Raw genomic sequence first — 22,469 nt, 5'->3', positions numbered from 1 at the left:
GAATTCACACGACTAAGGACTGAGTTATGCCAGAAACTATCCCTACCGCCACGACCGGCACATGGACTGAAGAAGAGATCCGCCAGCAGCCATCAAGCTGGATCCGATCGCTGAACAACATCGATAGCCTGCGCGCCTCGATTGACGGTTTTCTTCAACCGCTGCTGCGCAAGCGCGATCTTCGGATCGTACTGACAGGCGCAGGCACCTCCGCCTTTATCGGCGATATCGTTGCGCCGTGGATCGCCAGCCACACCGGAAAAAACATTACCGCCGTACCCACAACCGACCTGGTCACTAACCCAATGGACTACTTCAGCGCCGCGCATCCGCTGCTGCTGGTCTCCTTTGCCCGCTCGGGCAATAGCCCGGAAAGCGTCGCAGCCGTACAGCTGGCTAACCAGTTCGTGCCGGAGTGCTATCACCTGACCATTACCTGCAACGAGGCGGGAAGCCTCTACCAGAACGCGGTCGACGGTGATAACGCCTTTGCCCTGCTGATGCCTGCCGAAACGCACGATCGCGGGTTCGCGATGACCAGCAGCATCACCACCATGATGGCGAGCTGCCTGGCGGTGTTCATGCCAGAAGTCTTTAACAGTCAGGCATTCCGCGCCGTCGCCGATCGCTGTCAGGCGATCCTCTCCTCGCTGGGCGATTTTAGCGGCGGCGTTTTTGGCAACGAGCCATGGAAGCGGATCGTCTATCTGGGGAGCGGCGGCCTGCAGGGCGTAGCACGCGAGTCGGCGCTGAAAGTGCTGGAGCTGACCGCAGGCGAGCTGGCGGCCTTTTACGATTCCCCAACCGGCTTCCGCCACGGGCCAAAATCCCTGGTAAATAACGAAACGCTGGTGGTGGTCTTCATCTCCAGCCATCCGTATACCCGCCGCTACGATCTGGATCTGCTGGCCGAGCTGCGCCGCGATCGTCAGGCGATGCGCGTGGTGGCGATCGCAGCCGAAACAGATCCCATTATTGAGGCTGGTCCGCATATTTTGCTGCCGCCTTCCCGCGCGTTTAACGACATGGAACAGGCGTTCTGCTTCCTGATGTACGCCCAGGTCTTTGCGCTCACCCAGTCCATTCGCGTGGGCAACACGCCAGATACCCCGTCTGCCAGCGGCACGGTCAACCGTGTGGTGCAGGGCGTGGTTATTCATCCGTGGCAGGCTTAAGAGGATCGCATTATGAGTATCATCTCAACCAAATACCTTCTGCAGGACGCGCAGGCCAAGGGCTACGCCGTACCGGCATTCAACATTCATAACGCCGAAACGATCCAGGCGATCCTTGAAGTGTGCAGCGAAATGCGATCACCGGTGATCCTCGCGGGCACGCCGGGCACCTTCAAGCACATTGCGCTCGAAGAGATCTACGCCCTCTGTAGCGCTTACTCCCTCAGCTATGACATGCCGCTGGCGCTGCATCTCGATCACCATGAATCACTGGACGATATTCGTCGCAAGGTGAACGCCGGTGTGCGCAGCGCCATGATCGACGGCAGCCACTACCCGTTTGAACAGAACGTGAAGCTGGTGAAATCGGTTGTCGATTTCTGCCACCTCAACGACTGCAGCGTCGAGGCCGAACTGGGGCGACTGGGCGGCGTGGAAGATGACATGAGCGTGGATGCCGAGAGCGCATTTCTGACCGACCCGCAGGAAGCGAAACGCTTCGTTGAACTGACGGGCGTGGACAGCCTCGCCGTCGCCATCGGAACGGCCCACGGTCTGTACACCAAACGGCCAAAAATTGACTTCCAGCGCCTGGCGGAGATCCGCGACGTGGTGAGCGTTCCGCTGGTGCTCCATGGCGCGAGTGATGTGCCGGATGAATATGTACGCCGCACCATCGAGCTGGGCATTTGCAAAGTCAACGTGGCTACCGAGCTAAAAATTGCCTTTTCTGATGCGGTTAAAGCCTGGTTTGCCGACAACCCGCAGGGCAACGATCCGCGCTATTACATGCGCGTCGGCATGGACGCCATGAAAGAGGTGGTCAGAAGCAAAATCAACGTGTGCGGCTCGGCCAACCGACTGCTGCTTACGGCTGATGCCTGAATCCCGTCGTAAATAACATCGCTCTCTGAAAATAACTATAAGCCTCGCAAATATGAAGGCGCGTCCTTAAGCCGGACAGCGCCTTCCTTTACCATAAAAAAATTCCGAGGAGTCCCTACATGACACAGGAAAAGTCGTTTAAATCGAAAGCGTGGGCGTTTTTTCAAAGTCTGGGAAAGACCTTTATGTTCCCGGTCTCGCTGCTGGCCTTTATGGGCCTGCTGCTGGGGATCGGCAGTTCCGTCACCAGCCCTTCAACCATTAAAAGTTTCCCTTTTCTGGGTGGCGAGCTCACGCAGCTCACCTTTGGTTTTATTGCCATGGTCGGCGGTTTCGCCTTTACCTATCTTCCCCTGATGTTCGCGATGGCGATCCCGATGGGGCTTGCCAAACGCAACAAGGCCGTGGGCGCGTTTGCCGGGTTCGTGGGCTACATGCTGATGAACATGAGCATTAACTATTACCTGACCGCAACCCACCAGCTTGCCGATGCGGCCACCATGAGGCAGGTGGGGCAATCCATTGTGCTGGGGATCCAAACCCTGGAGATGGGTGTGCTGGGTGGGATCGTGGTTGGGGTAATTACCTATTTTCTGCATGAGCGTTTTCAGGACACGGTATTACACGACGCCTTCGCTTTCTTTAGCGGCATCCGCTTTGTGCCCATTATTACCGCGCTGACCCTCTCGCTGGTCGGCCTGTTCATTCCCCTGCTGTGGGAATACGTGGCGCTGGGCATTGCCGGAATTGGCCATATCATTCAGAGCACCAGCGTTTTCGGCCCGTTCCTGTACGGCGTGGGCGTGCTGCTGCTCAAGCCTTTTGGCCTGCACCATATCCTGCTGGCAATGGTGCGTTTCACCCCAGCGGGCGGCATTGAGATGGTCAATGGTCATGAAGTGGCCGGTGCGCTGAATATCTTCTACGCCGAACTCAAGGCCGGACTGCCGTTTAGCCCGCACGTCACCGCATTCCTGTCGCAGGGCTTTATGCCGACCTTTATCTTCGGGCTCCCGGCGGTGGCGTATGCCATCTACCGCACCGCACGCCCGGAGAATCGCCCGGTCATCAAAGGGCTGCTGCTCTCCGGCGTGCTGGTTTCCGTTGTCACCGGTATTTCAGAACCGATTGAGTTCCTGTTCCTGTTTATCGCGCCGGCGCTTTACGCCTTCCATATCGTGATGTCTGGTCTGGCGCTGATGGTTATGGCCCTGCTGGGCGTCACCATCGGCAACACCGACGGCGGCATTCTGGACCTGCTGATCTTCGGTGTAATGCAGGGCATGTCGACCAAATGGTATCTGCTGTTCCCGGTAGGCATCGCCTGGTTCGCCATCTACTTCTTCGTCTTCCGCTGGTACATCCTCAAGCACGACATTAGAACGCCAGGGCGAGAAGTGGATACCCAGGGGGCGCTGCAGGCCGTAGAGGCCAACACCCGGGCGCGCGGAAAATCGAAATACGATCATGGGCTTATCCTGCGTGCGCTCGGCGGTAAAGAGAATATTGAGTCCCTCGACAACTGCATTACCCGCCTGCGTCTGGTGGTGAAGGATATGGGGCTTGTGGATCAACAGGCGCTTAAAACGGCCGGGGCGTTATCCGTCGTGGTGCTCGACGCACACAGCGTGCAGGTGATTATCGGCCCGCAGGTCCAGAGCGTGAAAACCGGCATTGAAGCCTTAATTTAACAGGGGGTAGTTGTGTTTGATTTTGACAAAATCATAGAGCGCAAAAGCGATAGATGCCGCAAATGGGATCACGCCTTTGTCTGTTCACGCTTCGGTGATGTGCCTGAGGGGTTTATCCCGCTGTGGATTGCGGATATGGATTTCACCTCACCGCCCGCCGTGATTGAAGGCTTTCAGCGCATCGTGGAGCACGGCACCTTTGGCTATACCTGGTGCTTCGACGAATTCTACGATGCCGTTATCGCCTTCCAGCGCCAGCGCCATCAGGTAGAAGTTGAGAAAGCGTGGGTAACGTTAACCTACGGCACCGTCTCCACGCTGCATTACACGGTACAGGCATTCTGCGAGCCCGGTGACTGCGTGATGATGAACACACCGGTATACGACCCGTTTGCGATGGCAACGCAGCGTCAGGGCGTGCAAGTACTTGCTAACCCGCTGCGCGTGGACGACAACCGCTATTACCTGGATTTTAACCGGGTGGAGGAGCAGCTTAAAACGCACCGACCCCGGCTGTGGTTCTTCTGCTCGCCGCATAACCCCTCCGGAAGGATCTGGCGGGCAGATGAGATCCGCCAGGTCTCCGAGCTGTGTCAACGCTACGGCACTCTTCTGGTGGTCGACGAGGTGCACGCGGAACACATTCTCGACGGCAGGTTTGTTAGCTGTCTGACAGCCGGCTGCGCTGCGCAGGACAATCTGATCGTTCTGACCTCGCCGAATAAGGCGTTCAATCTGGGGGGGCTGAAAACCTCTTATTCCATTATCCCGGATGATTCTCTGCGCCAGCGCTTCCGCCAGCAGCTGGAGAAGAACTCCATCACCTCACCCAACATCTTCGGCGTATGGGGAATTATTCTGGCCTATCAGCACGGCCTGCCGTGGCTTGACGCGCTGAACAATTATCTGCGCGGCAATGCACGTTATCTGGCAGATGCCCTCCAGACCCACTTCCCGGCATGGAAAATGATGAACCCGGAGTCGTCGTATCTCGCCTGGATAGACGTCAGCGCCGACGATCGGAGTGCCACCGAGTTGACCCGGCATTTCGCCCGGCAGGCGGGCGTCGTTATCGAGGATGGCACCCACTACGTACAAAACGGCGAAAACTACCTGCGGATTAACTTCGGCACCCAGCGCGACTGGCTGGAGCAGTCCATCGACCGCATGCTGAAGCATTACTGATATCGACCCGCGTCGGCTGGTCAGGTCAGGCTATGACCTGCCAGCTGCCTCCTTTTCTGGCACCTTCACGCTTCACTTTATTTTTGTGTTGTAACGTACGGAGATAACGCTCAACGGTGCGGGAACTCACGCCTAACGCGGATGCCAGCATCGCGGCGGTCATCTGAGGATGGGCGGTAAGAAGGTGCAGAATCGCGATCTCTTTTTCCGACATTTGTTCCGACATTTGTTCCGACACCTCTGTCGGAACGGCAATACCTTCACGCAGCGTATCCGCCATATTCCGCAGCATAAACTCGATAAAAGCGGTGCAATCGCTCGCACGATCGCACTGGCCCAGGATTTCGTAATAACGTGATTGCTGGAAATGGATCAACGTCTCGACAGGCAACCAGGCAAGTTCAGCCCGCCAGTGGCTCAGGATAAGCGTTTGCCACAACCGTCCCATACGGCCATTGCCATCGGAAAAGGGATGTATAAATTCAAACTCGTAGTGAAACACAGAGCTGGCTATCAGGGGATGGATGTCGGTTTGCTCCAGCCAGCAGAGGAGATCGTTGATAAGACGTTGCATTTGCGAAGCGGGCGGGGCCATATGAACCAGCTGCGTTCCACGGTAGATCCCCACATCACCCTGCCTCAGTTTACCGGGTTTATCGACCAGACCAGACATCAACACCCGATGCGCGCTGAGCAGATCGTTGAGACGCCAGGGTTTCCAGTCGGGCAGTTTCTCGTAGGCAAGGATAGCGTTGCGCACCTCCTGAATATCCTTCTCAGGTGCAAGTACACGTTTCCCGTCCATAATCGCCGTTACCTGCCCGGTCGTTAGCGAGTTATGCTCAATCGCCAGGGATGCCTGAATGGTCCGAATGCGATTCTCTTTGCGTAGCAGAGGGGATGTTCTGCCAGAATGCGCCGCCCAGTGCCCCAGTAGTTCGCCGATCTCAATAACCTGATTGAGGATAGAGGGCGTAATCGTAAAAGGAGGCTGATAGCGGCTCATGTGTTACTCCCCCTGCTGCTCCAGCGCATACTTATACAGCGCATTTTTCTTCACGCCGTGAATCTCTGCAGCCAGCGCGGCGGCTTTCTTGAGCGGCAGTTCAGCCTGCAGCAGCGCCAGGGTGCGCAGCGCATCGGCGGGCAGTGCATCTTCCTGCGCTTTATGGCCTTCGACTATCAGAACCATTTCGCCCTTGCGGCGGTTTTCGTCCTCTTTGACCCATGCCAGCAGTTCGCCCACCGGCGCGCCGTGGATGGTCTCCCAGGTTTTGGTCAGTTCACGCGCCAGCACCACATAGCGGGATTCGCCCCAGACGGTGACCATATCGTCCAGGCTTTCCAGCAGACGATGGGTAGATTCGTAGAAAATCAGCGTACGCGGCTCGGCTTCCAGATCTTTTAACACATCGCGACGGCCTTTGGATTTCGCGGGCAGAAAGCCTTCGTAGCAGAAACGGTCGGACGGTAAACCGGCCGCGCTTAACGCCGCAATGGCCGCGCATGGGCCTGGCAGAGGGACCACGCGGATGCCCGCTTCACGGCAGGTACGCACCAGATGGTAGCCCGGATCGTTGATCAGCGGCGTGCCGGCGTCGGAGACGAGTGCAATGTTCTGCCCCTCTTTCAGCTTTGCCACCAGCGTTTCTGCTTTTTGTTGCTCATTATGATCGTGCAGGGCAAACAACCGGGCGCTAATGGCGAAGTGTTGCAGCAGTAAACCGGTATGTCGGGTGTCTTCAGCAGCAATTAAATCAACGGCTTGCAATACGGTAAGTGCACGTTGGGTAATATCAGACAAATTCCCGATAGGAGTAGGTACAATATAAAGCTGGCCTTGAGAATTATCTGCCGTTTCGTGTTGTTTCATTGTTTAGTCCGGATTGCCGATTTAATATTGAGCATTGCGTAAAAAAATCACTGGATACAGTATGGTACCGTTAACGTTTATAAGAACAAAAGCCGCACGCAGCGTGCCTCTCCTGCTGGCCGCCCTGATCTTCGCAGGCTGTGGCACCCAGGCACCCGACCAGAGCACGGCCCACATGCAGGGTTCGGCTCAGGCTGATTCTGGCTTTTATCTGCAACAAATGTCGCAGAGCTCGAATGATACCAAGACCAACTGGCAATTACTCGCCATTCGTGCACTGCTGAAAGAGGGTAAAACCCAGCAGGCCGCCGAACTGTTCAACCAGCTGCCGCAAGATCTGACCGACACCCAGCGTCGTGAGCAGGGTTTACTGTCTGCCGAGCTGAAAGTGGCGCTGAAAGATTACGAATCAGCGAAGAAAATCCTCGGTAACATTGACGTGGGTGCGCTGGATAAAAACCAGCAGGCCCGCTTCTGGCAGGCCGGTATCACCGCGGAGCAAGGCCGTCCGTCCCTGACGCTGCTGCGCGCGCTGATTGCCCAGGAGCCGTTGCTGAGCGGGGCCGACAAACAGAAAAATATCGATGCCACCTGGCAGGCGCTCGCCTCCATGACCCAGGATCAGGCCCGGGCGATGGTCATCAATGCAGACGAAAACGTGCTGCAGGGCTGGCTGGATCTGCAGCAGATGTGGTTCACCAACCGCAGCGATCCGAACATGCTGAAAGCAGGCATTACCGACTGGCAAACACGTTATCCGCAAAACCCGGGGGCCAAAATGCTGCCCGGGCAACTGGTCAACGTGCAGAACTTTAAGCCAGCCTCCACCAGCAAGATTGCCCTGCTCCTGCCGTTGAACGGTCAGGCGGCGGTGTTTGGCCGCGCGATCCAGCAAGGTTTTGAAGCCGCGAAGAACGGCACAACGACAGTGTCAGGCAGCGCGGTGCCGGATCAGGCAGCCCAGGCGGCGAACGTCAGTGACGTGATCAGCCCGTCCGCGGCAGAGACCAGCGACCTGACCACAGCGCAAGCTCCGGCTCAGGGGACCCTGCAAAACCCGGTTACGGCACCGACGACGCCACCGGCTGAGACAGCGGCACCGGCCCCGGCGGCCCAGCCCCCTGTTGAAACGCCAGCCGCGCCAGCGACCGAGGCGACAACTACGGCGCAACCGCAGGCCACTCAGCCAGAGCAACAGCCTGCCGCGCAGCAGCAGACCGTAGCAACGCCCGGCGCTAACCCGGGCGCAGAGCTGAAAATCTACGATACCAGCGCCCAGCCGCTCGACCAGGTTCTGGCGCAGGTGCAGCAGGACGGCGCGAGCATCGTTGTCGGCCCGCTGTTGAAAAACAACGTAGAAGAGCTGATGAAGAGCAACACCCCGCTGAATGTGCTGGCGCTTAACCAGCCGGAGCAGGTGCAAAACCGTGCCAATATCTGCTATTTCGCCCTCTCACCGGAAGACGAAGCACGCGATGCGGCGCGGCATATTCACGAGCAGGGCAAACAGGCCCCGCTGCTGTTGATCCCGCGTAGCGCGCTGGGCGACCGTGTCGCTACCGCCTTTGCCGACGAGTGGCAAAAACTGGGCGGCGGCGTCGTGCTGCAGCAGAAATTTGGCTCAGCCGGTGAATTGCGAGCTGGGGTAAACGGCGGCGCAGGCATCGCGCTGAACGGCAGCCCGGTCGCCTCCAGCCTGCCACAGCAGCAGGGTGTGACCATCGGCGGCCTGACCATTCCGGCACCGCCAACGGACGCACAAATCAGCGGTGGCGGTAAGGTCGATGCGGCTTACATCGTTGCCACGCCGGAAGAGATTGCCTTCATCAAGCCGATGATCGCCATGCGTAACGGCAGCCAGAGCGGGGCGACGCTCTACGCCAGCTCCCGCAGCGCGCAGGGCACCGCAGGCCCGGATTTCCGTCTGGAGATGGACGGCCTGCAGTACAGCGAAATCCCGATGCTGGCAGGCAGCAACCCTGCGCTGATGCAGCAGGCGCTCGGCGCAGTACGTAACGACTACTCCCTGGCACGTCTGTATGCCATGGGCGTTGATGCGTGGGCGCTGGCCAACAACTTTACCCAGATGCGTCAGGTACCGGGCTTTGAGCTGAACGGTAACACCGGCGATCTGACGGCAACGCAGGACTGCGTGATTAACAGGAAGTTATCATGGCTCAAATACCAGCAGGGGCAAATCGTCCCGGCCAGTTAAGCCGTAAAGAGACCGGCGACGCGTGGGAGGTAAAAGCGCGTCGCTGGCTTGAAGGCAAAGGACTGCGCTTCATCGCCGCCAACGTTCGCGGACGCGGCGGCGAAATCGACCTGATTATGAAAGACGGCCCGGTCACCGTGTTTGTTGAAGTGCGCTATCGACAGTCGTCCCGTTTTGGCGGTGCTGCCGCCAGCGTGACGCTCGCCAAACAACATAAATTATTACAGACTGCCCACTTGTGGCTCGCCCGCCATAATGGGAGTTTTGATACTGTGGATTGCCGGTTTGATGTGGTAGCCTTCACCGGAAATGAGATCGACTGGCTTAAAAACGCTTTTGGCGAAGACGCATAATTACGATTTAAAGGGATAACGTGCTCGATAGAATTAAAGTGTGCTTCACAGAAAGCATTCAAACGCAGATTGCCGCGGCGGAAGCTCTCCCGGACGCGATTTCCCGCGCCGCGATGACGCTGGTGCAGTCCTTGCTCAACGGCAACAAAATCCTCTGTTGTGGTAATGGAACCTCGGCCGCCAACGCACAGCATTTTGCTGCCAGCATGATCAATCGTTTTGAAACCGAACGCCCAAGTTTACCCGCCATTGCACTAAATACCGATAATGTGGTCTTAACTGCGATTGCAAACGACCGTCTGCATGACGAAATTTACGCAAAGCAGGTGCGCGCCTTAGGCCATGCCGGAGATGTGCTGCTGGCGATTTCAACCCGCGGCAACAGCCGTGACATCGTCAAAGCCGTTGAAGCGGCCGTCACCCGTGACATGACCATCGTGGCATTAACCGGCTATGACGGCGGCGAACTGGCCGGTCTCCTTGGGCCGCAGGATGTGGAAATCCGCATTCCTTCTCACCGCAGCGCCCGCATTCAGGAAATGCACATGCTGACGGTGAACTGCTTATGCGATCTGATCGATAACACGCTTTTCCCTCACCAGGATGATTAAGGAGTTTTCATGAAGGCTTTATCGACCCTTGCAGTCCTTATGTCTGCACTGCTACTCCAGGGTTGTATCGCGGCGGCCGTCGTCGGTACCGCCGCCGTGGGTACCAAAGCGGCGACCGATCCGCGCACCGTCGGCACACAGGTTGATGACGGCACGCTGGAGCTGCGCGTCAACAGTGCGCTGTCCAAAGACGAACAGATTAAGAAAGAAGCGCGCATCAACGTGACGGCCTATCAGGGCAAAGTCCTGCTGGCAGGACAGGCGCCAACCACTGAACTCGCTTCACGTGCTAAACAGATTGCGATGGGCGTAGAAGGGACAACCGAAGTGTTTAACGAAGTGCGTCAGGGGCAGCCAATCAGCCTTGGTACCGCATCGTCAGATACCTGGATCACCACCAAAGTGCGTTCCCAGTTGTTGGGCTCTGACCAGGTGAAATCCTCTAACGTGAAAGTGACCACCGAGAACGGCGAAGTGTTCCTGCTGGGTCTCGTGACCGAACGTGAAGGGAAAGCGGCAGCGGATATCGCCAGCCGGGTGAGCGGCGTGAAACACGTCACCACCGCGTTTACTTACATCAAGTAACCTAAACCTGACCCCAGGCCCGGTAAGCGCTAGCGCCACCGGGCTTTTTTTTTACAGCAGCGCAATACTTCCCACAATTATCCCACTCAAGGCCACCAGCCCCGCCGTCAGCCACAGCGCTTTCGCAGGGAATGACTTACGCAGCATAACGAACGAGGGCAGGCTTACCGCAGGTAGCGTGATAAGCAGCGCCAGCGCGGGCGCGGTGCCCATTCCGGCCAGCATCATGGTCTGGACAATCGGAATTTCTGCCGCCGTTGGGATCACAAACAGGCACCCTGCCACCGCCATCGCAATCACCCACATCAGCGTGTTGTCGATAGCCCCATCCGCATGGGGGAACAGCCAGACGCGCGCCGCGCCGAGAACCAGTACCGCCAGGATATAAACCGGGATAGTGCTCCAGAAGAGCTGCCACAGCGCTTTGCCCCAGCGAGCGAAGAACCCGCCCTGCGGCTCGCGCATCTCCAGTTCAACGGACGCCGTTTCCACCGTCTTGTCCTTCACCAGGTGCTGCACCAGCGTGGCGACCACCAGCACGGTCAAAAGCCCGGCTACGAGGCGGATAAAGGCAAAATGCCAGCCGAGGACAAAGCCCATGAACACCAGCGTGGCCGGATTAAGCAGCGGGTTTCCCATCCAGAACGCGAGCGCCCCGCCCATTGAGACGCGCTGGCGACGCAGACCAGCGGTAACCGGCGCAGCGCAGCAGGAGCACATCATGCCCGGCAGGGAGAAAATCGTCCCCAACAGCGTGCCCTGAAAGCGCGGCTGGCCTAAGGTTTTCACCAGCCAGTTACGCGGGATAAGGACCTGAACCAGCGAGCCGAGGAGCACCCCTAATACCGCCGCTTTCCAGACGGCAAGGAAATAGACCATGGCGTAGTCCCACGCCGCCCGTAGCGGGCTGGCATCGGCCTGCGCGAGGATGGATTTACCAATACTGTGCGTGTCGGCAGCGGTGAAGGCTTTACCGTAGTAAGGCTGCCACTTCACGTACCAAAGGCCAACGATGACCACAAGAAAGAAGAGTGCGGGCTTCCACCATTGAACAGGTGTTGCCGCCTGAGATGAAGACTGACCAGTCATAGCATTCCCCGGAGAGTGTTATTGAATAAGCCGGGGGAGTTTACGCCTCGCCCTGCGTGATTTCACGCAGTTTTGCTGAGGGGATAATATTCACACCTTTCTTAGAGGGCGACAGGCCTTCTTTTAACATGGCGCGGGCGACGTCTCTTGCCTCGATGGATTTCCAGTTTCCGGGCAGGATTTTAAACAGCGGGGCAAAAAAGGATTCGTTGAACCGTCGCTCGTCACGGTGCCCGAGCAGCATCGAAGGCCGGACAATGGTCAGATACTCCCACTCCTGAGCGATCAGCGCCTCCTCCATTTTGCCTTTTACCTTGCTGTAGAAAAAAGGCGAGCTGGCGTTGGCACCCATTGAGCTGACCACCACAAAATGCTTCGCCCCCAGCTTTTTGGCCGTCAGGGCCGTATCGACAATCAGCGTGTAGTCGGCATGCACGAACGCCTCTTTGCTGCCCGCCTCGCGCCGCGTGGTGCCGAGACAGCAAAAGGCGATATCTATGGGGTCCTGCACCTGCCCCAGCGCATCGGTAAGCTGCGGATCGTGAGGATTAAACACGCCTGAGATATCGGCCAGCGGGCGACGCGTAGGCGCGGCGATATAGTTTACCCTTCGCTCCTGAATCAACAGCCGCAGCAGATGATCACCCACCAGCCCGGTTGCGCCTGTTATCAATACCTGGCTCATCCACTTCCCCTTTACAGAATAGTCCGTTTGCGATTCTGGCCTGCTCGACCACACTTAAAAGTCTGTACGGTAAGTATTTACCACAAACGGGAAAAAAACAGTCTGAAGCGATAACAACGGAGGAACCATGGGTAAAAAAATCGCAGTCTTGATTACCGACGAGTTTGAAGATTCAGAATTCACGTCACCAGCAGAGGCATTCCGCAAGGCGGGCCACGAGGTCGTTACCATCGAGAAAGAAGCGGGTAAAACCGTGAAGGGCCACAAGGGCGAAGCCAGCGTGACCATTGACGAATCCATTGATAACGTCAGCCCGTCAGATTTCGATGCCCTGCTGTTACCAGGCGGCCATTCACCGGACTCCCTGCGCGGAGACGATCGTTTCGTCACGTTCACCCGCGATTTCGTCGCCACCGGCAAGCCGGTCTTTGCCATTTGCCACGGGCCTCAGCTGCTGATCAGCGCTGACGTCGTGCGCGGGCGTAAGCTCACCGCCGTGAAACCGATCGTTATCGATCTGAAAAACGCGGGTGCCGAGTTCTACGATCAGGAGGTGGTCAACGATAAAGATCAGCTGATCACCAGCCGTACGCCGGACGATCTGCCAGCGTTTAACCGCGAAGCGTTACGCCTGCTCGGCGCGTAACCAGTGCAGCTTTTTGCCAAAGCCCAGCGTGTTGTCGGTAAATTTCAGCTCATCAAGGCGGATTTCCCACACCGGGGCTTTTAGCGCAGCGGCAACCGGGAAGCGTCGCGTGTAGCGTTTACGCTGCGCGTCGCTTTCCTCTCCTTCCAGACGGCGAATTTCCCCTTTGAACTGAAGCCCGCGGATCAGTGCCACCGTTTTCGGCTGGCCGTTTACCGTGCCGGCCACCTTCGCCTGCTGGCCCGTCATTTGGGCATGACGCGTTTTGTCTTCGCTGAGGACGTAAAACGCCACCCGCTCCGGGTCGTAATAGTAGAACGCGTTCGCGCACCACATCTCCCCTTCGTCGCAGACACACCAGGTGACAACATGCTGCTTCGCAAGCCAGCGGTTTATGGCGGCCAGTGTTTCCATTTTTACTCTCTCTCATGCTAAGGTGCGTTTCACCTTAACATACTGAATCTGAATACCGTGTGCTGGTTTCTCTATCTTGTCCGAACCGCTGATAACGCGCTCTACACCGGGATCACCACCGATGTGGCGCGGCGTTTTATCCAACATCAGACGGGGAAAGGGGCTAAAGCCCTGCGGGGAAAAGGGGAACTGCGGCTCGCGTTTTCTGCCGCCGTTGGCGACCGTTCGCTGGCACTCAGGCTGGAGTACCGCATTAAGCAGCTGACGAAGCGCCAGAAAGAGCGTCTCGTCAGTGGAGACGGCTCCTTCGAGGCGCTACGCGAAAGCCTGATTAAAAGCGATTGAAATGGTCGTGATACTCCACCAGACCATTAACGCCGTTCAGCGCGTCATCCGCCAGACGATGTACCTGGAAGGCGGATTCGGTGCCCGGCCAGCGGCAGCGCAGATCGTAATGCGCCGCCTGCTCAAAGCCTAAACGGCCATAGAACGCCGGATCGCCAAGCGTCACCACCGCCGCGTAGCCGAACTCATTCAGCGAATCCAGCCCTTCATAGACCATCTGGCGCGCCAGCCCCTGGCCGCGATAACGCTCATCGACCGCCAGCGGGGCCATTCCTACCCACTGTAGCTCTTCGCCCTGAACTACCACCGGACTGAATGCGACATAGCCCACCACCTGACCTTCGTCATCGGTGGCGACCAGCCCCAGCGTAATCAGGCCGTCTTCACGGAGATCCTGAACCAGTTGGGCTTCGGCATCGCTCTCAAAGGAGCGGCGCAGCAGCGCGTCAATACCCGGAGCATCAATCCCAATTTCGACTCGAATCAGCATGGCTCACCTACTGAAGTGTGTTTACCGTCCGGCGGGGTTTTCAGCCCGGCCTCAACGAAATCTGCCATTTGCATCAACATCATGCGCAGCGCTTTGGGCATCTGCTCCAGCTCAATGGCATCCATTAAATTTTTGACGTACAGACCCAGTTCCGTGTCACCTTCAATCACCAGACGGCGCTGGAAGAACAGCGTATCCGGATCCTGTTTACGCGCGGCGATCATCAGCAGATCGCTGGCACAGGCGCTAAAGCTCACATCCGCTTCGGCAGATTCACGCACGATCAGCTGGTCGTTCTCCACGGAGGTAAACCAGCGCAGCCCGATATCGCGGACCTCAATACTTAACCAGCGGCCTTCAAGGAACGCCAGCTCGCCGTCCTGCAGCGCCTGGCGGAATTGCCAGCTCAGGACCTGCTCCAGCACCTGGCGCTTGAGCGCGAACGGGGCCAGTTTGACCGGCACGCTCAGCATTGATGGGCCAAATTGTACGAGACGCGAACGCAGTTTATCCAGCACGAGCATTACTCCCTGATGTCTATAATCCTGTTATTTTGCCATATCCCGACGAGAACATAGCGGCGTAAATCAACAAACCGTCGTCCGCCTTACCTCATTATTGGTGTCATCAATACGCCATTAGCTGCCTTAAATCAAAAATTGTCGCGTATAGGTTAATTAAAATCCCAGCTCGTTAACAATTTTGCGATCGCTGCGATCGTCAACATCGGGATAATTTATGGAGCTGCTCTGCCCTGCCGGAAACCTTCCGGCGCTTAAGGCGGCCATCGAAAATGGGGCCGACGCGGTCTACATTGGGCTTAAGGATGATACCAACGCCCGTCATTTCGCTGGCCTAAACTTTACGGAGAAAAAGCTTCAGGAAGCCGTCAACTTCGTCCACCAGCACCGCCGCAAGCTGCATATCGCCATCAACACCTTTGCGCATCCGGATGGCTACGCCCGCTGGCAGCGCGCGGTGGACATGGCTGCCCAACTGGGCGCCGATGCCTTAATCCTGGCCGATCTCGCCATGCTTGAGTATGCGGCAGAACGCTATCCGCATATTGAGCGCCACGTCTCTGTTCAGGCATCTGCCACCAACGAGGAGGCGGTGCGTTTCTACCATCGTCACTTTGACGTTGCCCGCGTGGTTCTGCCGCGCGTGCTCTCTATCCATCAGGTGAAGCAACTCGCACGCGTCACGCCGGTGCCGCTGGAAGTGTTTGCCTTCGGCAGCCTTTGCATCATGGCTGAAGGGCGTTGTTATCTCTCGTCCTATTTAACCGGTGAGTCTCCGAATACCGTCGGAGCCTGTTCCCCTGCCCGCTTCGTTCGCTGGCAGCAAACGCCGCAGGGGCTGGAATCTCGTCTCAACGAGGTGCTGATCGACCGTTATCAGGACGGTGAAAACGCGGGCTACCCGACGCTGTGCAAAGGACGCTATCTGGTAGACGGCGAGCGTTATCACTCGCTTGAAGAGCCGACCAGCCTCAACACGCTGGAGCTGCTGCCGGAACTGCTGGCGGCGAATATCGCCTCGGTAAAAATTGAAGGTCGCCAGCGCAGCCCGGCCTACGTGAGCCAGGTAGCGAAAGTGTGGCGGCAGGCGATTGACCGCTGCATGGCCGATCCGCAGAACTACACCGCCCAGCCCGCCTGGATGGAGACGCTCGGATCGATGTCCGAAGGCACGCAGACCACGCTTGGCGCCTATCACCGTAAATGGCAGTGAGATAACCATGAAATATTCATTAGGGCCGGTGCTTTATTACTGGCCAAAAGAGACGCTGGAAGATTTCTACCAGCAGGCGGCAAACAGCAGCGCCGATGTGATTTACCTCGGCGAAGCGGTGTGCAGCAAGCGCCGGGCCACCAAAGTGGGCGACTGGCTGGATATGGCGAAAAGCCTCGCAGGAAGCGGTAAACAGGTTGTGCTGTCAACCCTCGCGCTGGTGCAGGCCTCGTCGGAGTTAGGCGAGCTGAAGCGCTACGTTGAAAACGGCGAGTTTCTGGTGGAGGCCAGTGACCTGGGCGTGGTGAACCTGTGCGCCGAGCGTAAGCTGCCGTTTGTCGCCGGCCATGCGCTGAACTGCTATAACGCGGTGACGCTGCGCCTGCTGCTTAAACAGGGGATGACGCGCTGGTGCATGCCGGTTGAGCTTTCCCGCGACTGGCTGGACAATCTGCTGAAACAGTGCGACGAGCTGGGTATTCGCCATCAGTTTGAAGTAGAGGTACTGAGCTACGGCCATCTGCCGCTGGCCTACTCGGCCCGCTGCTTTACCGCCCGTTCGGAAGATCGTCCGAAAGATGAGTGCGAAACCTGCTGCATTAAATACCCGAACGGGCGCAGCATGCTGTCCCAGGAAAATCAGCAGGTCTTTGTCCTCAACGGCATTCAGACCATGAGCGGCTATGTGTATAACCTCGGCAACGAGCTGGCATCGATGAACGGACTGGTGGATATGGTGCGCCTGTCACCGCTGGATACCGGCGTCTTTGGGATGCTCGACGCGTTCCGCGCCAACGAAAACGGTGCCTCGCCGCTGCCGCTTACGTCCAACAGCGACTGTAACGGCTACTGGAAACGTCTGGCCGGGCTGGAACTTCAGGCCTAAAAAAGGCTCACTTTGTTAACAACGGTTAGTAAACTTTAATGCAGTATGAAAGATTCACCGTCGACAAAGTGAGCTGCTATGACTGACAAAACCATTCCGTTCTCGGTGCTGGATCTCGCGCCGATCCCACAAGGCTCCTCGGCACGAGAAGCCTTTTCGCATTCGCTCGCGCTCGCTCAGCTGGCCGAAAAGCGCGGCTATCACCGCTACTGGCTGGCCGAACATCACAATATGGTCGGCATCGCCAGCGCCGCCACGTCCGTGCTGATTGGCTATCTGGCGGCCAATACGACGACGCTGCACCTCGGCTCGGGCGGCGTGATGCTGCCTAACCATGCCCCGCTGGTGATTGCTGAGCAGTTTGGCACCCTGAATACGCTCTATCCTGGCCGTATTGATCTGGGGCTTGGCCGCGCGCCGGGAAGCGATCAGCCAACGATGCGCGCGCTGCGCCGCCACATGAGCGGTGATATCGACAACTTCCCGCGCGATGTCGCCGAACTGGTGGACTGGTTCGACGCGCGCGATCCGAACCCGCACGTGCGTCCAGTGCCGGGCTACGGCGAAAAAATCCCGGTCTGGCTCCTGGGCTCCAGCCTGTATAGCGCCCAGCTCGCAGCACAGCTTGGGCTGCCGTTTGCGTTCGCCTCGCATTTCGCGCCAGATATGCTGCACCAGGCGTTGCATCTGTACCGCACCCACTTCAAACCGTCCGTGCGTCTGGAGAAACCGTACGCGATGGTGTGTATCAACATCATTGCCGCCGACAGTACCCGCGATGCGGAATTCCTGTTCACCTCCATGCAGCAGGCCTTCATGAAGCTGCGTCGCGGCGAAACCGGCCAGCTACCGCCGCCGGTGGAGAACATGCATCAGCTGTGGTCCGCCTCCGAGCAGTATGGCGTTCAGCAGGCGCTGAGTATGTCTCTGGTGGGGGATAAGGCGAAAGTGCGTCACGGGCTGGAAGCGGTGCTGCGTGAAACCCAGGCGGATGAGATTATGGTTAACGGCCAGATCTTCGATCACCAGGCGCGTTTGCATTCGTTTGACCTGGCGATGCAGGTAAAAGAAGAGTTGGTGGGGTAGCCTTTTCGCCCGGTGGCGCGTCGCTTACCGGGCCTACGGGATCGCATAGGCCGGATAAGGCGTAGCCGCCATCCAGCACAAAAAACTTACTGATACACCGGCAACAAATTGAAGCTCGACAATACGTGTACCACCGCGTTGCCTACCCCGAATACCAGAATCAACGCAATCATCGGCTTACCGCCCCAGACGCGGAACGTCGGGCTACCAAAGCGCTTACGGGATTTGCGTGCCAGCAGCGCCGGAACGATTGCCGCCCAGATGGTTGCTGCCAGCCCTGCATAGCCAATGGCGTACAGGAAACCGTTCGGCCACAGCAGACCACCGACAACCGGCGGCAGGAAAGTCAGTAGCGCGGTTTTGAAGCGCCCCATCGCCGAATCGTCAAAGCCAAACAGATCCGCCAGGTAGTCAAACAGACCCAGGGTGACGCCCAGGAAGGAGCTGGCCACCGCAAAGTTGGAGAACACAACCAACAGCAGATCCAGGCTGCGGCTGTTCAGTACACCGCTCAGCGCCTGGACCAGCACATCAATATTACCGCCCTTCTGCGCAATGCCGATAAATTCCGGACGCGGGATGTTACCCATCGTCCCCAACAGCCAAATCACATACAGCCCCAGCGCCAGCAGCGTGCCATAAATCAGGCACTTCACAATGGTGCACGGATCTTTACCGTAGTATTTCATCAGGCTCGGCACGTTGCCGTGATAGCCAAACGAGGCCAGACAGAACGGCAGCGTCATCAGCAGGTATGGCGTATAGGAGGTGTTCACTTCCGCCACGTTAAACAGCGTCGCGGGGGTGACATGGCCGAGCAGGCTGCCGAAAGTCAGGAAGAAGGTAATCACCTTCGCGCCCAGCACGATCGCCGTCATGCGGCTCACCGCTTTGGTGCTTAACCAGACGATAAACGCCACGACCAGCGCAAAGCTAAATCCGGCCACGCGCGCCGGAACGTTCAGCGACATCTCTGAAAACGTATGGTGCAGAATTGAACCACTCGCGGAGATGTACGCGTAGGTCAGGATATAGAGCACGAACGCAATCGAGAGGCCGTTGATCAGGTTCCAGCCCTTGCCCAGCAGGTCTTTGGTGATGGTGTCGAAGCTGGAGCCCACGCGATAGTTCAGGTTAGCCTCCAGGATCATCAGCCCGGAATGCAGCATGCAGAACCAGGTGAAGACCAGCGCCGCCAGCGACCAGAAAAACCACGCACCGGACATGACCACCGGCAGGGAGAACATCCCAGCACCAATGATGGTTCCGCCGATGATCACCACGCCGCCAAGCAGCGAAGGTGACGTTTGGGTGGTGGTTAGTGTCGCCATACAGCCTTTACTCCAGTCAAAAATGTGGTTCGCAGTTTAATGTGCAGCACTGTACCAGTACAAGAGTACAAAAGAAATAAAAAAAGCCCCGATCGCGTTGATCGGGGCTGTATATTTTACTTTACGTCTGAAACGTAAGGCTTACGCGTCACGGCGGCGGCTGGCGCCTTCGTCACGACGTGGGCCACGGTTTTCACGGCGTTCGCCAGAGAAACGACGACCTTCACCACCGCGACCTTCTGGACGACCGCCTTCACGACGCTCGCCACCGAAGCTGCGGCCACCGCCACGACGTTCGCCGCCGCGGTCAGTGCGAGGCTGTGCATCGCCCATCAGCTGCATGTTCATCGGCTTGTTCAGGATGCGAGTACGAGTAAAGTGCTGCAATACTTCGCCCGGCATGCCTTTAGGCAGTTCGATGGTAGAGTGGGTACCGAACAGCTTAATGTTACCGATGTAACGGCTGCTGATGTCGCCTTCGTTAGCGATCGCGCCAACGATGTGACGCACTTCAACGCCATCATCACGGCCCACTTCAATGCGATACAGCTCCATATCACCCGCATCACGACGCTCACGACGTGGACGGTCTTCACCACCACGCTCTGGACGGTCGCCACGTGGGCCACGGTCATTGCGGTCGTTACGGTCGCCACGACGTTCGAAACGGTCGTCACGGTCACGGAACTCACGCTTAGGACGCATAGGCGCATCTGGTGGAACGATCAGGGTACGTTCGCCCTGTGCCATTTTCAGCAGTGCTGCAGCCAGGGTTTCGATATCCAGCTCTTCGCCTTCAGCGGTAGGCTGGATCTGCGACAGCAGCGCACGGTACTGATCCAGATCGCTGCTTTCCAGCTGCTGCTGAACTTTGGCGGCGAATTTTTCCAGGCGGCGTTTGCCCAGCAGCTCTGCGTTTGGCAGCTCAGCTTCTGGAATGGTCAGCTTCATGGTGCGTTCAATGTTACGCAGCAGACGACGCTCGCGGTTCTCAACGAACAGCAGTGCACGGCCAGCACGACCCGCACGACCGGTACGGCCGATACGGTGAACGTAAGACTCAGAGTCCATCGGGATGTCGTAGTTTACAACCAGGCTGATACGCTCAACGTCCAGACCACGTGCTGCCACGTCGGTTGCAATCAGGATATCCAGACGACCGTCTTTCAGACGCTCCAGAGTCTGCTCACGCAGGGCCTGGTTCATGTCACCGTTCAGCGCTGCGCTGTTGTAGCCGCTACGTTCCAGGGCTTCAGCCACTTCCAGGGTCGCGTTTTTGGTACGAACGAAGATAATCGCCGCATCAAAATCTTCTGCTTCCAGGAAGCGAACCAGCGCTTCATTTTTACGCATGCCGTATACAGACCAGTAGCTCTGGCTGATGTCCGGACGAGTGGTTACGCTGGACTGAATGCGTACTTCCTGCGGATCTTTCATGAAGCGACGGGTAATACGACGGATAGCTTCTGGCATGGTGGCAGAGAACAGAGCGGTCTGATGACCTTCCGGAATCTGCGCCATAATGGTTTCTACGTCTTCGATGAAGCCCATACGCAGCATTTCATCTGCTTCATCCAGTACCAGACCGGTCAGTTTAGAGAGATCAAGGGTACCGCGCTTCAGGTGATCCAGCAGACGGCCCGGCGTACCGACAACAATCTGTGGGCCCTGGCGCAGGGCGCGTAACTGCACGTCATAACGCTGGCCGCCGTACAGGGCTACCACGTTTACGCCGCGCATATGTTTAGAGAATTCAGTCATCGCTTCAGCAACCTGGACAGCCAGTTCACGGGTTGGAGCAAGGACGAGGATCTGCGGTGCACGCAGGTCCGGATCAATGTTGTGCAGCAGCGGCAGCGAGAATGCTGCGGTTTTACCGCTACCAGTCTGGGCCATGCCCAGCACGTCACGACCAGAGAGCAGATGCGGAATACATTCTGCCTGGATCGGAGATGGTTTTTCGTAACCCAGATCGGTAAGGGCTTCAAGGATAGGAGCCTTCAGGCCCAGATCTGCAAAAGTGGTTTCGAATTCAGCCATGTAGTACAAGTGCCTCGATATTAATGGCGGCCAGTCTACTTAGCTCATCGTGAAAATGATTAGCAATTTTCATTGAAAAGTGTGAACCGGCTCAAAGTAGGTGTATTGACGAACAACAACGCCCTCACCAGTTAAGGTGATGGCAATCAAAAAGATTACGGGCTGATGTTTATGTCGTCAGCTATTGCTGGTCCGATTCTGCCAGGTCGTCTTGCTCCTGGCCCAAGAGCGATAATTCCAACAATGCATAACGGTGCTCAACGAAGTTGTGTACGTTGTTAGCAACCGCTAATTTGAACAGTGCCGTAGCGCTGTCCTTTTCCCCCAGACTTAGGTAGTACTTACCTAAATAGAAGTTGGTTTCACTGAGATGCTCAGCGAGCGAGGTGTTATCCGTTGCGTCCGCCTTGAGGCGTTCCATCAGCGTTGCTTCGCTAATGTTGCCCAGGTAGAACTCGACAATGTTCCATCCCCACTGTTCCTTGTCCGATTTATCGAAGCGCTGTTTCAGTGCTTCTTTTGCCTGCTTCTCATCGAGCTTCTGCTCAACGATGTAAAGCCACAGGCTGCGGAAAGGATCATTAGGATCGTCTTGATAAAACGCCAGCAGATCATCTTGCGCTAACTTGTCACGACCGCCGTAATACAATGCGATACCGCGATTCAAGTGCGCGTAGTTGTAAGTTGGATCAAGCTCAAGTACAGAATCAAACGCTTCATAGGCAGCATCAAAATTGCCTGCCTGCGTTAAATAAATGCCTAAGTAATTGAATACTTCAGGCATATCAGGTCGGATTGCCAGCGCTTGTGAAAAATCATTTCGCGCTAATGCCCTCAGACCGAGACTATCATACAACACTCCGCGCTCATATAAAAGCTGTGCGCGTTCGTCATCGGTTAAAGCCCGACTGGCAAGAATTTGTTCCATGCGTGCCAGAATCACTTCCTGCTGCAAAGTCGGTTGCAATGGCACTGCGAGGACTTCGCTCTTACGCCAGGCAGAGTTGCTGCATCCTGCCAGCGTTAAAGCTGTCGCAACGAAACACCAGCGCAAAAAAGGCTTCATTTCCCACTCCCGAAGACAACTATTGGATGACGTCCTGTCCCCCGGCTGCTAACAAGGCGTCCTGCCTGGTAATAGGCCCTCCGC

The 22,469-nt window shown here is 57.2% G+C and carries 24 protein-coding genes; 13 read left to right on the top strand and 11 right to left on the bottom strand.

Annotated elements, in window-relative coordinates:
* Window positions 1-26 precede the first annotated feature (26 nt).
* The 4 genes from QLG21_RS13415 to QLG21_RS13400 all read left to right on the top strand — a co-directional run bounded on the left by QLG21_RS13415 (window position 27) and on the right by QLG21_RS13400 (window position 4,936).
* Window positions 27-1,175, top strand: a complete 1,149-nt coding sequence (locus QLG21_RS13415; protein ID WP_137903499.1) for an SIS domain-containing protein — start codon at window positions 27-29, stop codon at window positions 1,173-1,175.
* A 12-nt stretch (window positions 1,176-1,187) separates the two neighbouring features.
* A complete protein-coding gene (gene kbaY / locus QLG21_RS13410) occupies window positions 1,188-2,060 on the top strand; it encodes a tagatose-bisphosphate aldolase subunit KbaY (RefSeq protein WP_101736919.1) in 873 nt (290 codons plus the stop codon).
* Window positions 2,061-2,179: 119 nt separating this feature from the next.
* Window positions 2,180-3,751: a maltose/glucose-specific PTS transporter subunit IIBC gene (gene malX, locus QLG21_RS13405; protein WP_137903500.1), complete on the top strand. Its 1,572-nt coding sequence runs from the start codon at window positions 2,180-2,182 to the stop codon at window positions 3,749-3,751.
* Window positions 3,752-3,763: 12 nt separating this feature from the next.
* The gene (locus QLG21_RS13400) at window positions 3,764-4,936 is read left to right on the top strand and encodes a PatB family C-S lyase (protein WP_137903501.1); all 1,173 of its coding nucleotides are present in this window, start codon (window positions 3,764-3,766) and stop codon (window positions 4,934-4,936) included.
* 25 nt (window positions 4,937-4,961) lie between these two features.
* Here QLG21_RS13400 and QLG21_RS13395 read toward each other — a convergent pair whose 3' ends face one another.
* Complete coding sequence (locus QLG21_RS13395; protein ID WP_137903502.1) at window positions 4,962-5,942, bottom strand: Fic family protein; 981 nt, start codon at window positions 5,940-5,942, stop codon at window positions 4,962-4,964.
* A 3-nt stretch (window positions 5,943-5,945) separates the two neighbouring features.
* Window positions 5,946-6,809, bottom strand: coding sequence for a 16S rRNA (cytidine(1402)-2'-O)-methyltransferase (rsmI, locus tag QLG21_RS13390; RefSeq protein ID WP_125915257.1), 864 nt, complete (start codon window positions 6,807-6,809; stop codon window positions 5,946-5,948).
* Between the two features lie 61 nt (window positions 6,810-6,870).
* On the opposite strand from rsmI, the gene QLG21_RS13385 reads away from it, so the two are divergent.
* Genes QLG21_RS13385 through dolP form a run of 4 tightly spaced genes read left to right on the top strand, consistent with a single transcriptional unit; the run spans window position 6,871 to window position 10,573 of the window.
* Window positions 6,871-9,024, top strand: a complete 2,154-nt coding sequence (locus QLG21_RS13385; RefSeq protein ID WP_137903503.1) for a penicillin-binding protein activator — start codon at window positions 6,871-6,873, stop codon at window positions 9,022-9,024.
* Complete coding sequence (locus QLG21_RS13380) at window positions 8,982-9,377, top strand: YraN family protein (protein ID WP_088208472.1); 396 nt, start codon at window positions 8,982-8,984, stop codon at window positions 9,375-9,377. The genes QLG21_RS13385 and QLG21_RS13380 overlap by 43 nt, the downstream gene beginning before the upstream one ends.
* 20 nt (window positions 9,378-9,397) lie before the next feature.
* Window positions 9,398-9,988 carry a DnaA initiator-associating protein DiaA gene (gene diaA / locus QLG21_RS13375; RefSeq protein ID WP_006178740.1) on the top strand — a complete coding sequence of 197 codons (591 nt, stop codon included), beginning with the start codon at window positions 9,398-9,400 and terminating at the stop codon, window positions 9,986-9,988.
* 9 nt (window positions 9,989-9,997) lie between these two features.
* A complete protein-coding gene (dolP, locus tag QLG21_RS13370) occupies window positions 9,998-10,573 on the top strand; it encodes a division/outer membrane stress-associated lipid-binding lipoprotein (RefSeq protein WP_058609413.1) in 576 nt (191 codons plus the stop codon).
* Between the two features lie 51 nt (window positions 10,574-10,624).
* On the opposite strand, the gene QLG21_RS13365 is transcribed toward dolP, so the two are convergent.
* Together QLG21_RS13365 and QLG21_RS13360 are read right to left on the bottom strand one after the other, a co-directional pair.
* On the bottom strand, window positions 10,625-11,662 hold the full coding sequence (locus QLG21_RS13365; RefSeq protein ID WP_058609412.1) for a permease: 1,038 nt from the start codon (window positions 11,660-11,662) through the stop codon (window positions 10,625-10,627).
* Between the two features lie 40 nt (window positions 11,663-11,702).
* On the bottom strand, window positions 11,703-12,347 hold the full coding sequence (locus QLG21_RS13360; RefSeq protein WP_282484591.1) for an NAD(P)H-binding protein: 645 nt from the start codon (window positions 12,345-12,347) through the stop codon (window positions 11,703-11,705).
* A gap of 127 nt (window positions 12,348-12,474) precedes the next feature.
* Between QLG21_RS13360 and QLG21_RS13355 the strand changes: the two genes are divergently transcribed.
* Window positions 12,475-12,993, top strand: coding sequence for a type 1 glutamine amidotransferase domain-containing protein (locus QLG21_RS13355; protein WP_006178744.1), 519 nt, complete (start codon window positions 12,475-12,477; stop codon window positions 12,991-12,993).
* Here the strand turns inward: QLG21_RS13355 and QLG21_RS13350 are convergent.
* The gene (locus QLG21_RS13350) at window positions 12,973-13,407 is read right to left on the bottom strand and encodes a YhbP family protein (RefSeq protein ID WP_282484590.1); all 435 of its coding nucleotides are present in this window, start codon (window positions 13,405-13,407) and stop codon (window positions 12,973-12,975) included. The genes QLG21_RS13355 and QLG21_RS13350 overlap by 21 nt on opposite strands.
* Window positions 13,408-13,464: 57 nt before the next feature.
* Between QLG21_RS13350 and QLG21_RS13345 the strand changes: the two genes are divergently transcribed.
* Complete coding sequence (locus tag QLG21_RS13345) at window positions 13,465-13,752, top strand: GIY-YIG nuclease family protein (RefSeq protein WP_006178746.1); 288 nt, start codon at window positions 13,465-13,467, stop codon at window positions 13,750-13,752.
* On the opposite strand, the gene QLG21_RS13340 is transcribed toward QLG21_RS13345, so the two are convergent.
* Both QLG21_RS13340 and QLG21_RS13335 read right to left on the bottom strand, forming a co-directional pair.
* Window positions 13,739-14,242: an N-acetyltransferase gene (locus QLG21_RS13340; RefSeq protein ID WP_006178747.1), complete on the bottom strand. Its 504-nt coding sequence runs from the start codon at window positions 14,240-14,242 to the stop codon at window positions 13,739-13,741. The two genes, QLG21_RS13345 and QLG21_RS13340, sit on opposite strands and share 14 nt — an antisense overlap.
* Window positions 14,236-14,760, bottom strand: a complete 525-nt coding sequence (locus tag QLG21_RS13335) for an SCP2 domain-containing protein (protein ID WP_042322351.1) — start codon at window positions 14,758-14,760, stop codon at window positions 14,236-14,238. The genes QLG21_RS13340 and QLG21_RS13335 overlap by 7 nt, the downstream gene beginning before the upstream one ends.
* 220 nt (window positions 14,761-14,980) lie before the next feature.
* Here QLG21_RS13335 and QLG21_RS13330 point away from each other — a divergent pair, with 220 nt between their 5' ends.
* The 3 genes from QLG21_RS13330 to QLG21_RS13320 all read left to right on the top strand — a co-directional run bounded on the left by QLG21_RS13330 (window position 14,981) and on the right by QLG21_RS13320 (window position 17,948).
* Window positions 14,981-15,976 (top strand): peptidase U32 family protein, encoded by a 996-nt coding sequence (locus QLG21_RS13330; protein WP_282484589.1) that lies wholly within the window; start codon window positions 14,981-14,983, stop codon window positions 15,974-15,976.
* Window positions 15,977-15,983: 7 nt separating this feature from the next.
* A complete protein-coding gene (locus QLG21_RS13325; protein ID WP_282484588.1) occupies window positions 15,984-16,862 on the top strand; it encodes a U32 family peptidase in 879 nt (292 codons plus the stop codon).
* 78 nt (window positions 16,863-16,940) lie between these two features.
* Window positions 16,941-17,948, top strand: a complete 1,008-nt coding sequence (locus tag QLG21_RS13320; protein ID WP_282484587.1) for a luciferase-like monooxygenase — start codon at window positions 16,941-16,943, stop codon at window positions 17,946-17,948.
* A gap of 86 nt (window positions 17,949-18,034) precedes the next feature.
* On the opposite strand, the gene mtr is transcribed toward QLG21_RS13320, so the two are convergent.
* The 4 genes from mtr to nlpI all read right to left on the bottom strand — a co-directional run bounded on the left by mtr (window position 18,035) and on the right by nlpI (window position 22,385).
* Window positions 18,035-19,279 carry a tryptophan permease gene (mtr, locus tag QLG21_RS13315; RefSeq protein WP_282484586.1) on the bottom strand — a complete coding sequence of 415 codons (1,245 nt, stop codon included), beginning with the start codon at window positions 19,277-19,279 and terminating at the stop codon, window positions 18,035-18,037.
* A gap of 141 nt (window positions 19,280-19,420) precedes the next feature.
* Entirely contained in the window at window positions 19,421-21,319 is a 1,899-nt protein-coding gene (locus QLG21_RS13310) for a DEAD/DEAH family ATP-dependent RNA helicase (RefSeq protein WP_282484585.1), read from the bottom strand.
* Window positions 21,312-21,392, bottom strand: coding sequence for a protein YrbN (gene yrbN, locus QLG21_RS13305; protein WP_097397692.1), 81 nt, complete (start codon window positions 21,390-21,392; stop codon window positions 21,312-21,314). The genes QLG21_RS13310 and yrbN overlap by 8 nt, the downstream gene beginning before the upstream one ends.
* Window positions 21,393-21,500: 108 nt before the next feature.
* Window positions 21,501-22,385, bottom strand: a complete 885-nt coding sequence (nlpI, locus tag QLG21_RS13300) for a lipoprotein NlpI (protein WP_006178754.1) — start codon at window positions 22,383-22,385, stop codon at window positions 21,501-21,503.
* Window positions 22,386-22,469 lie beyond the last annotated feature (84 nt).

Origin of the sequence: Enterobacter sp. V87_3, from assembly GCF_029967835.1 — a bacterium.
GTDB classification, from domain to species: domain Bacteria; phylum Pseudomonadota; class Gammaproteobacteria; order Enterobacterales; family Enterobacteriaceae; genus Enterobacter; species Enterobacter cancerogenus.
Note: the sequence above shows the minus strand (reverse complement) of the source record. Positions and strands in the feature narration are given on the sequence as shown.

Coding starts and splice junctions, on each gene's coding strand:
- QLG21_RS13380 (WP_088208472.1), top strand. CDS start 8,982: ATGGCTCAAATACCAGCAGGGGCAAATCGTCCCGGCCAGTTAAGCCGT.
- QLG21_RS13395 (WP_137903502.1), bottom strand. CDS start 5,942: ATGAGCCGCTATCAGCCTCCTTTTACGATTACGCCCTCTATCCTCAAT.
- malX (WP_137903500.1), top strand. CDS start 2,180: ATGACACAGGAAAAGTCGTTTAAATCGAAAGCGTGGGCGTTTTTTCAA.
- QLG21_RS13355 (WP_006178744.1), top strand. CDS start 12,475: ATGGGTAAAAAAATCGCAGTCTTGATTACCGACGAGTTTGAAGATTCA.
- dolP (WP_058609413.1), top strand. CDS start 9,998: ATGAAGGCTTTATCGACCCTTGCAGTCCTTATGTCTGCACTGCTACTC.
- mtr (WP_282484586.1), bottom strand. CDS start 19,279: ATGGCGACACTAACCACCACCCAAACGTCACCTTCGCTGCTTGGCGGC.
- QLG21_RS13360 (WP_282484591.1), bottom strand. CDS start 12,347: ATGAGCCAGGTATTGATAACAGGCGCAACCGGGCTGGTGGGTGATCAT.
- QLG21_RS13350 (WP_282484590.1), bottom strand. CDS start 13,407: ATGGAAACACTGGCCGCCATAAACCGCTGGCTTGCGAAGCAGCATGTT.
- QLG21_RS13340 (WP_006178747.1), bottom strand. CDS start 14,242: ATGCTGATTCGAGTCGAAATTGGGATTGATGCTCCGGGTATTGACGCG.
- QLG21_RS13365 (WP_058609412.1), bottom strand. CDS start 11,662: ATGACTGGTCAGTCTTCATCTCAGGCGGCAACACCTGTTCAATGGTGG.
- QLG21_RS13415 (WP_137903499.1), top strand. CDS start 27: ATGCCAGAAACTATCCCTACCGCCACGACCGGCACATGGACTGAAGAA.
- QLG21_RS13320 (WP_282484587.1), top strand. CDS start 16,941: ATGACTGACAAAACCATTCCGTTCTCGGTGCTGGATCTCGCGCCGATC.
- QLG21_RS13310 (WP_282484585.1), bottom strand. CDS start 21,319: ATGGCTGAATTCGAAACCACTTTTGCAGATCTGGGCCTGAAGGCTCCT.
- rsmI (WP_125915257.1), bottom strand. CDS start 6,809: ATGAAACAACACGAAACGGCAGATAATTCTCAAGGCCAGCTTTATATT.
- QLG21_RS13330 (WP_282484589.1), top strand. CDS start 14,981: ATGGAGCTGCTCTGCCCTGCCGGAAACCTTCCGGCGCTTAAGGCGGCC.
- nlpI (WP_006178754.1), bottom strand. CDS start 22,385: ATGAAGCCTTTTTTGCGCTGGTGTTTCGTTGCGACAGCTTTAACGCTG.
- QLG21_RS13325 (WP_282484588.1), top strand. CDS start 15,984: ATGAAATATTCATTAGGGCCGGTGCTTTATTACTGGCCAAAAGAGACG.
- kbaY (WP_101736919.1), top strand. CDS start 1,188: ATGAGTATCATCTCAACCAAATACCTTCTGCAGGACGCGCAGGCCAAG.
- yrbN (WP_097397692.1), bottom strand. CDS start 21,392: ATGAAAATTGCTAATCATTTTCACGATGAGCTAAGTAGACTGGCCGCC.
- QLG21_RS13385 (WP_137903503.1), top strand. CDS start 6,871: ATGGTACCGTTAACGTTTATAAGAACAAAAGCCGCACGCAGCGTGCCT.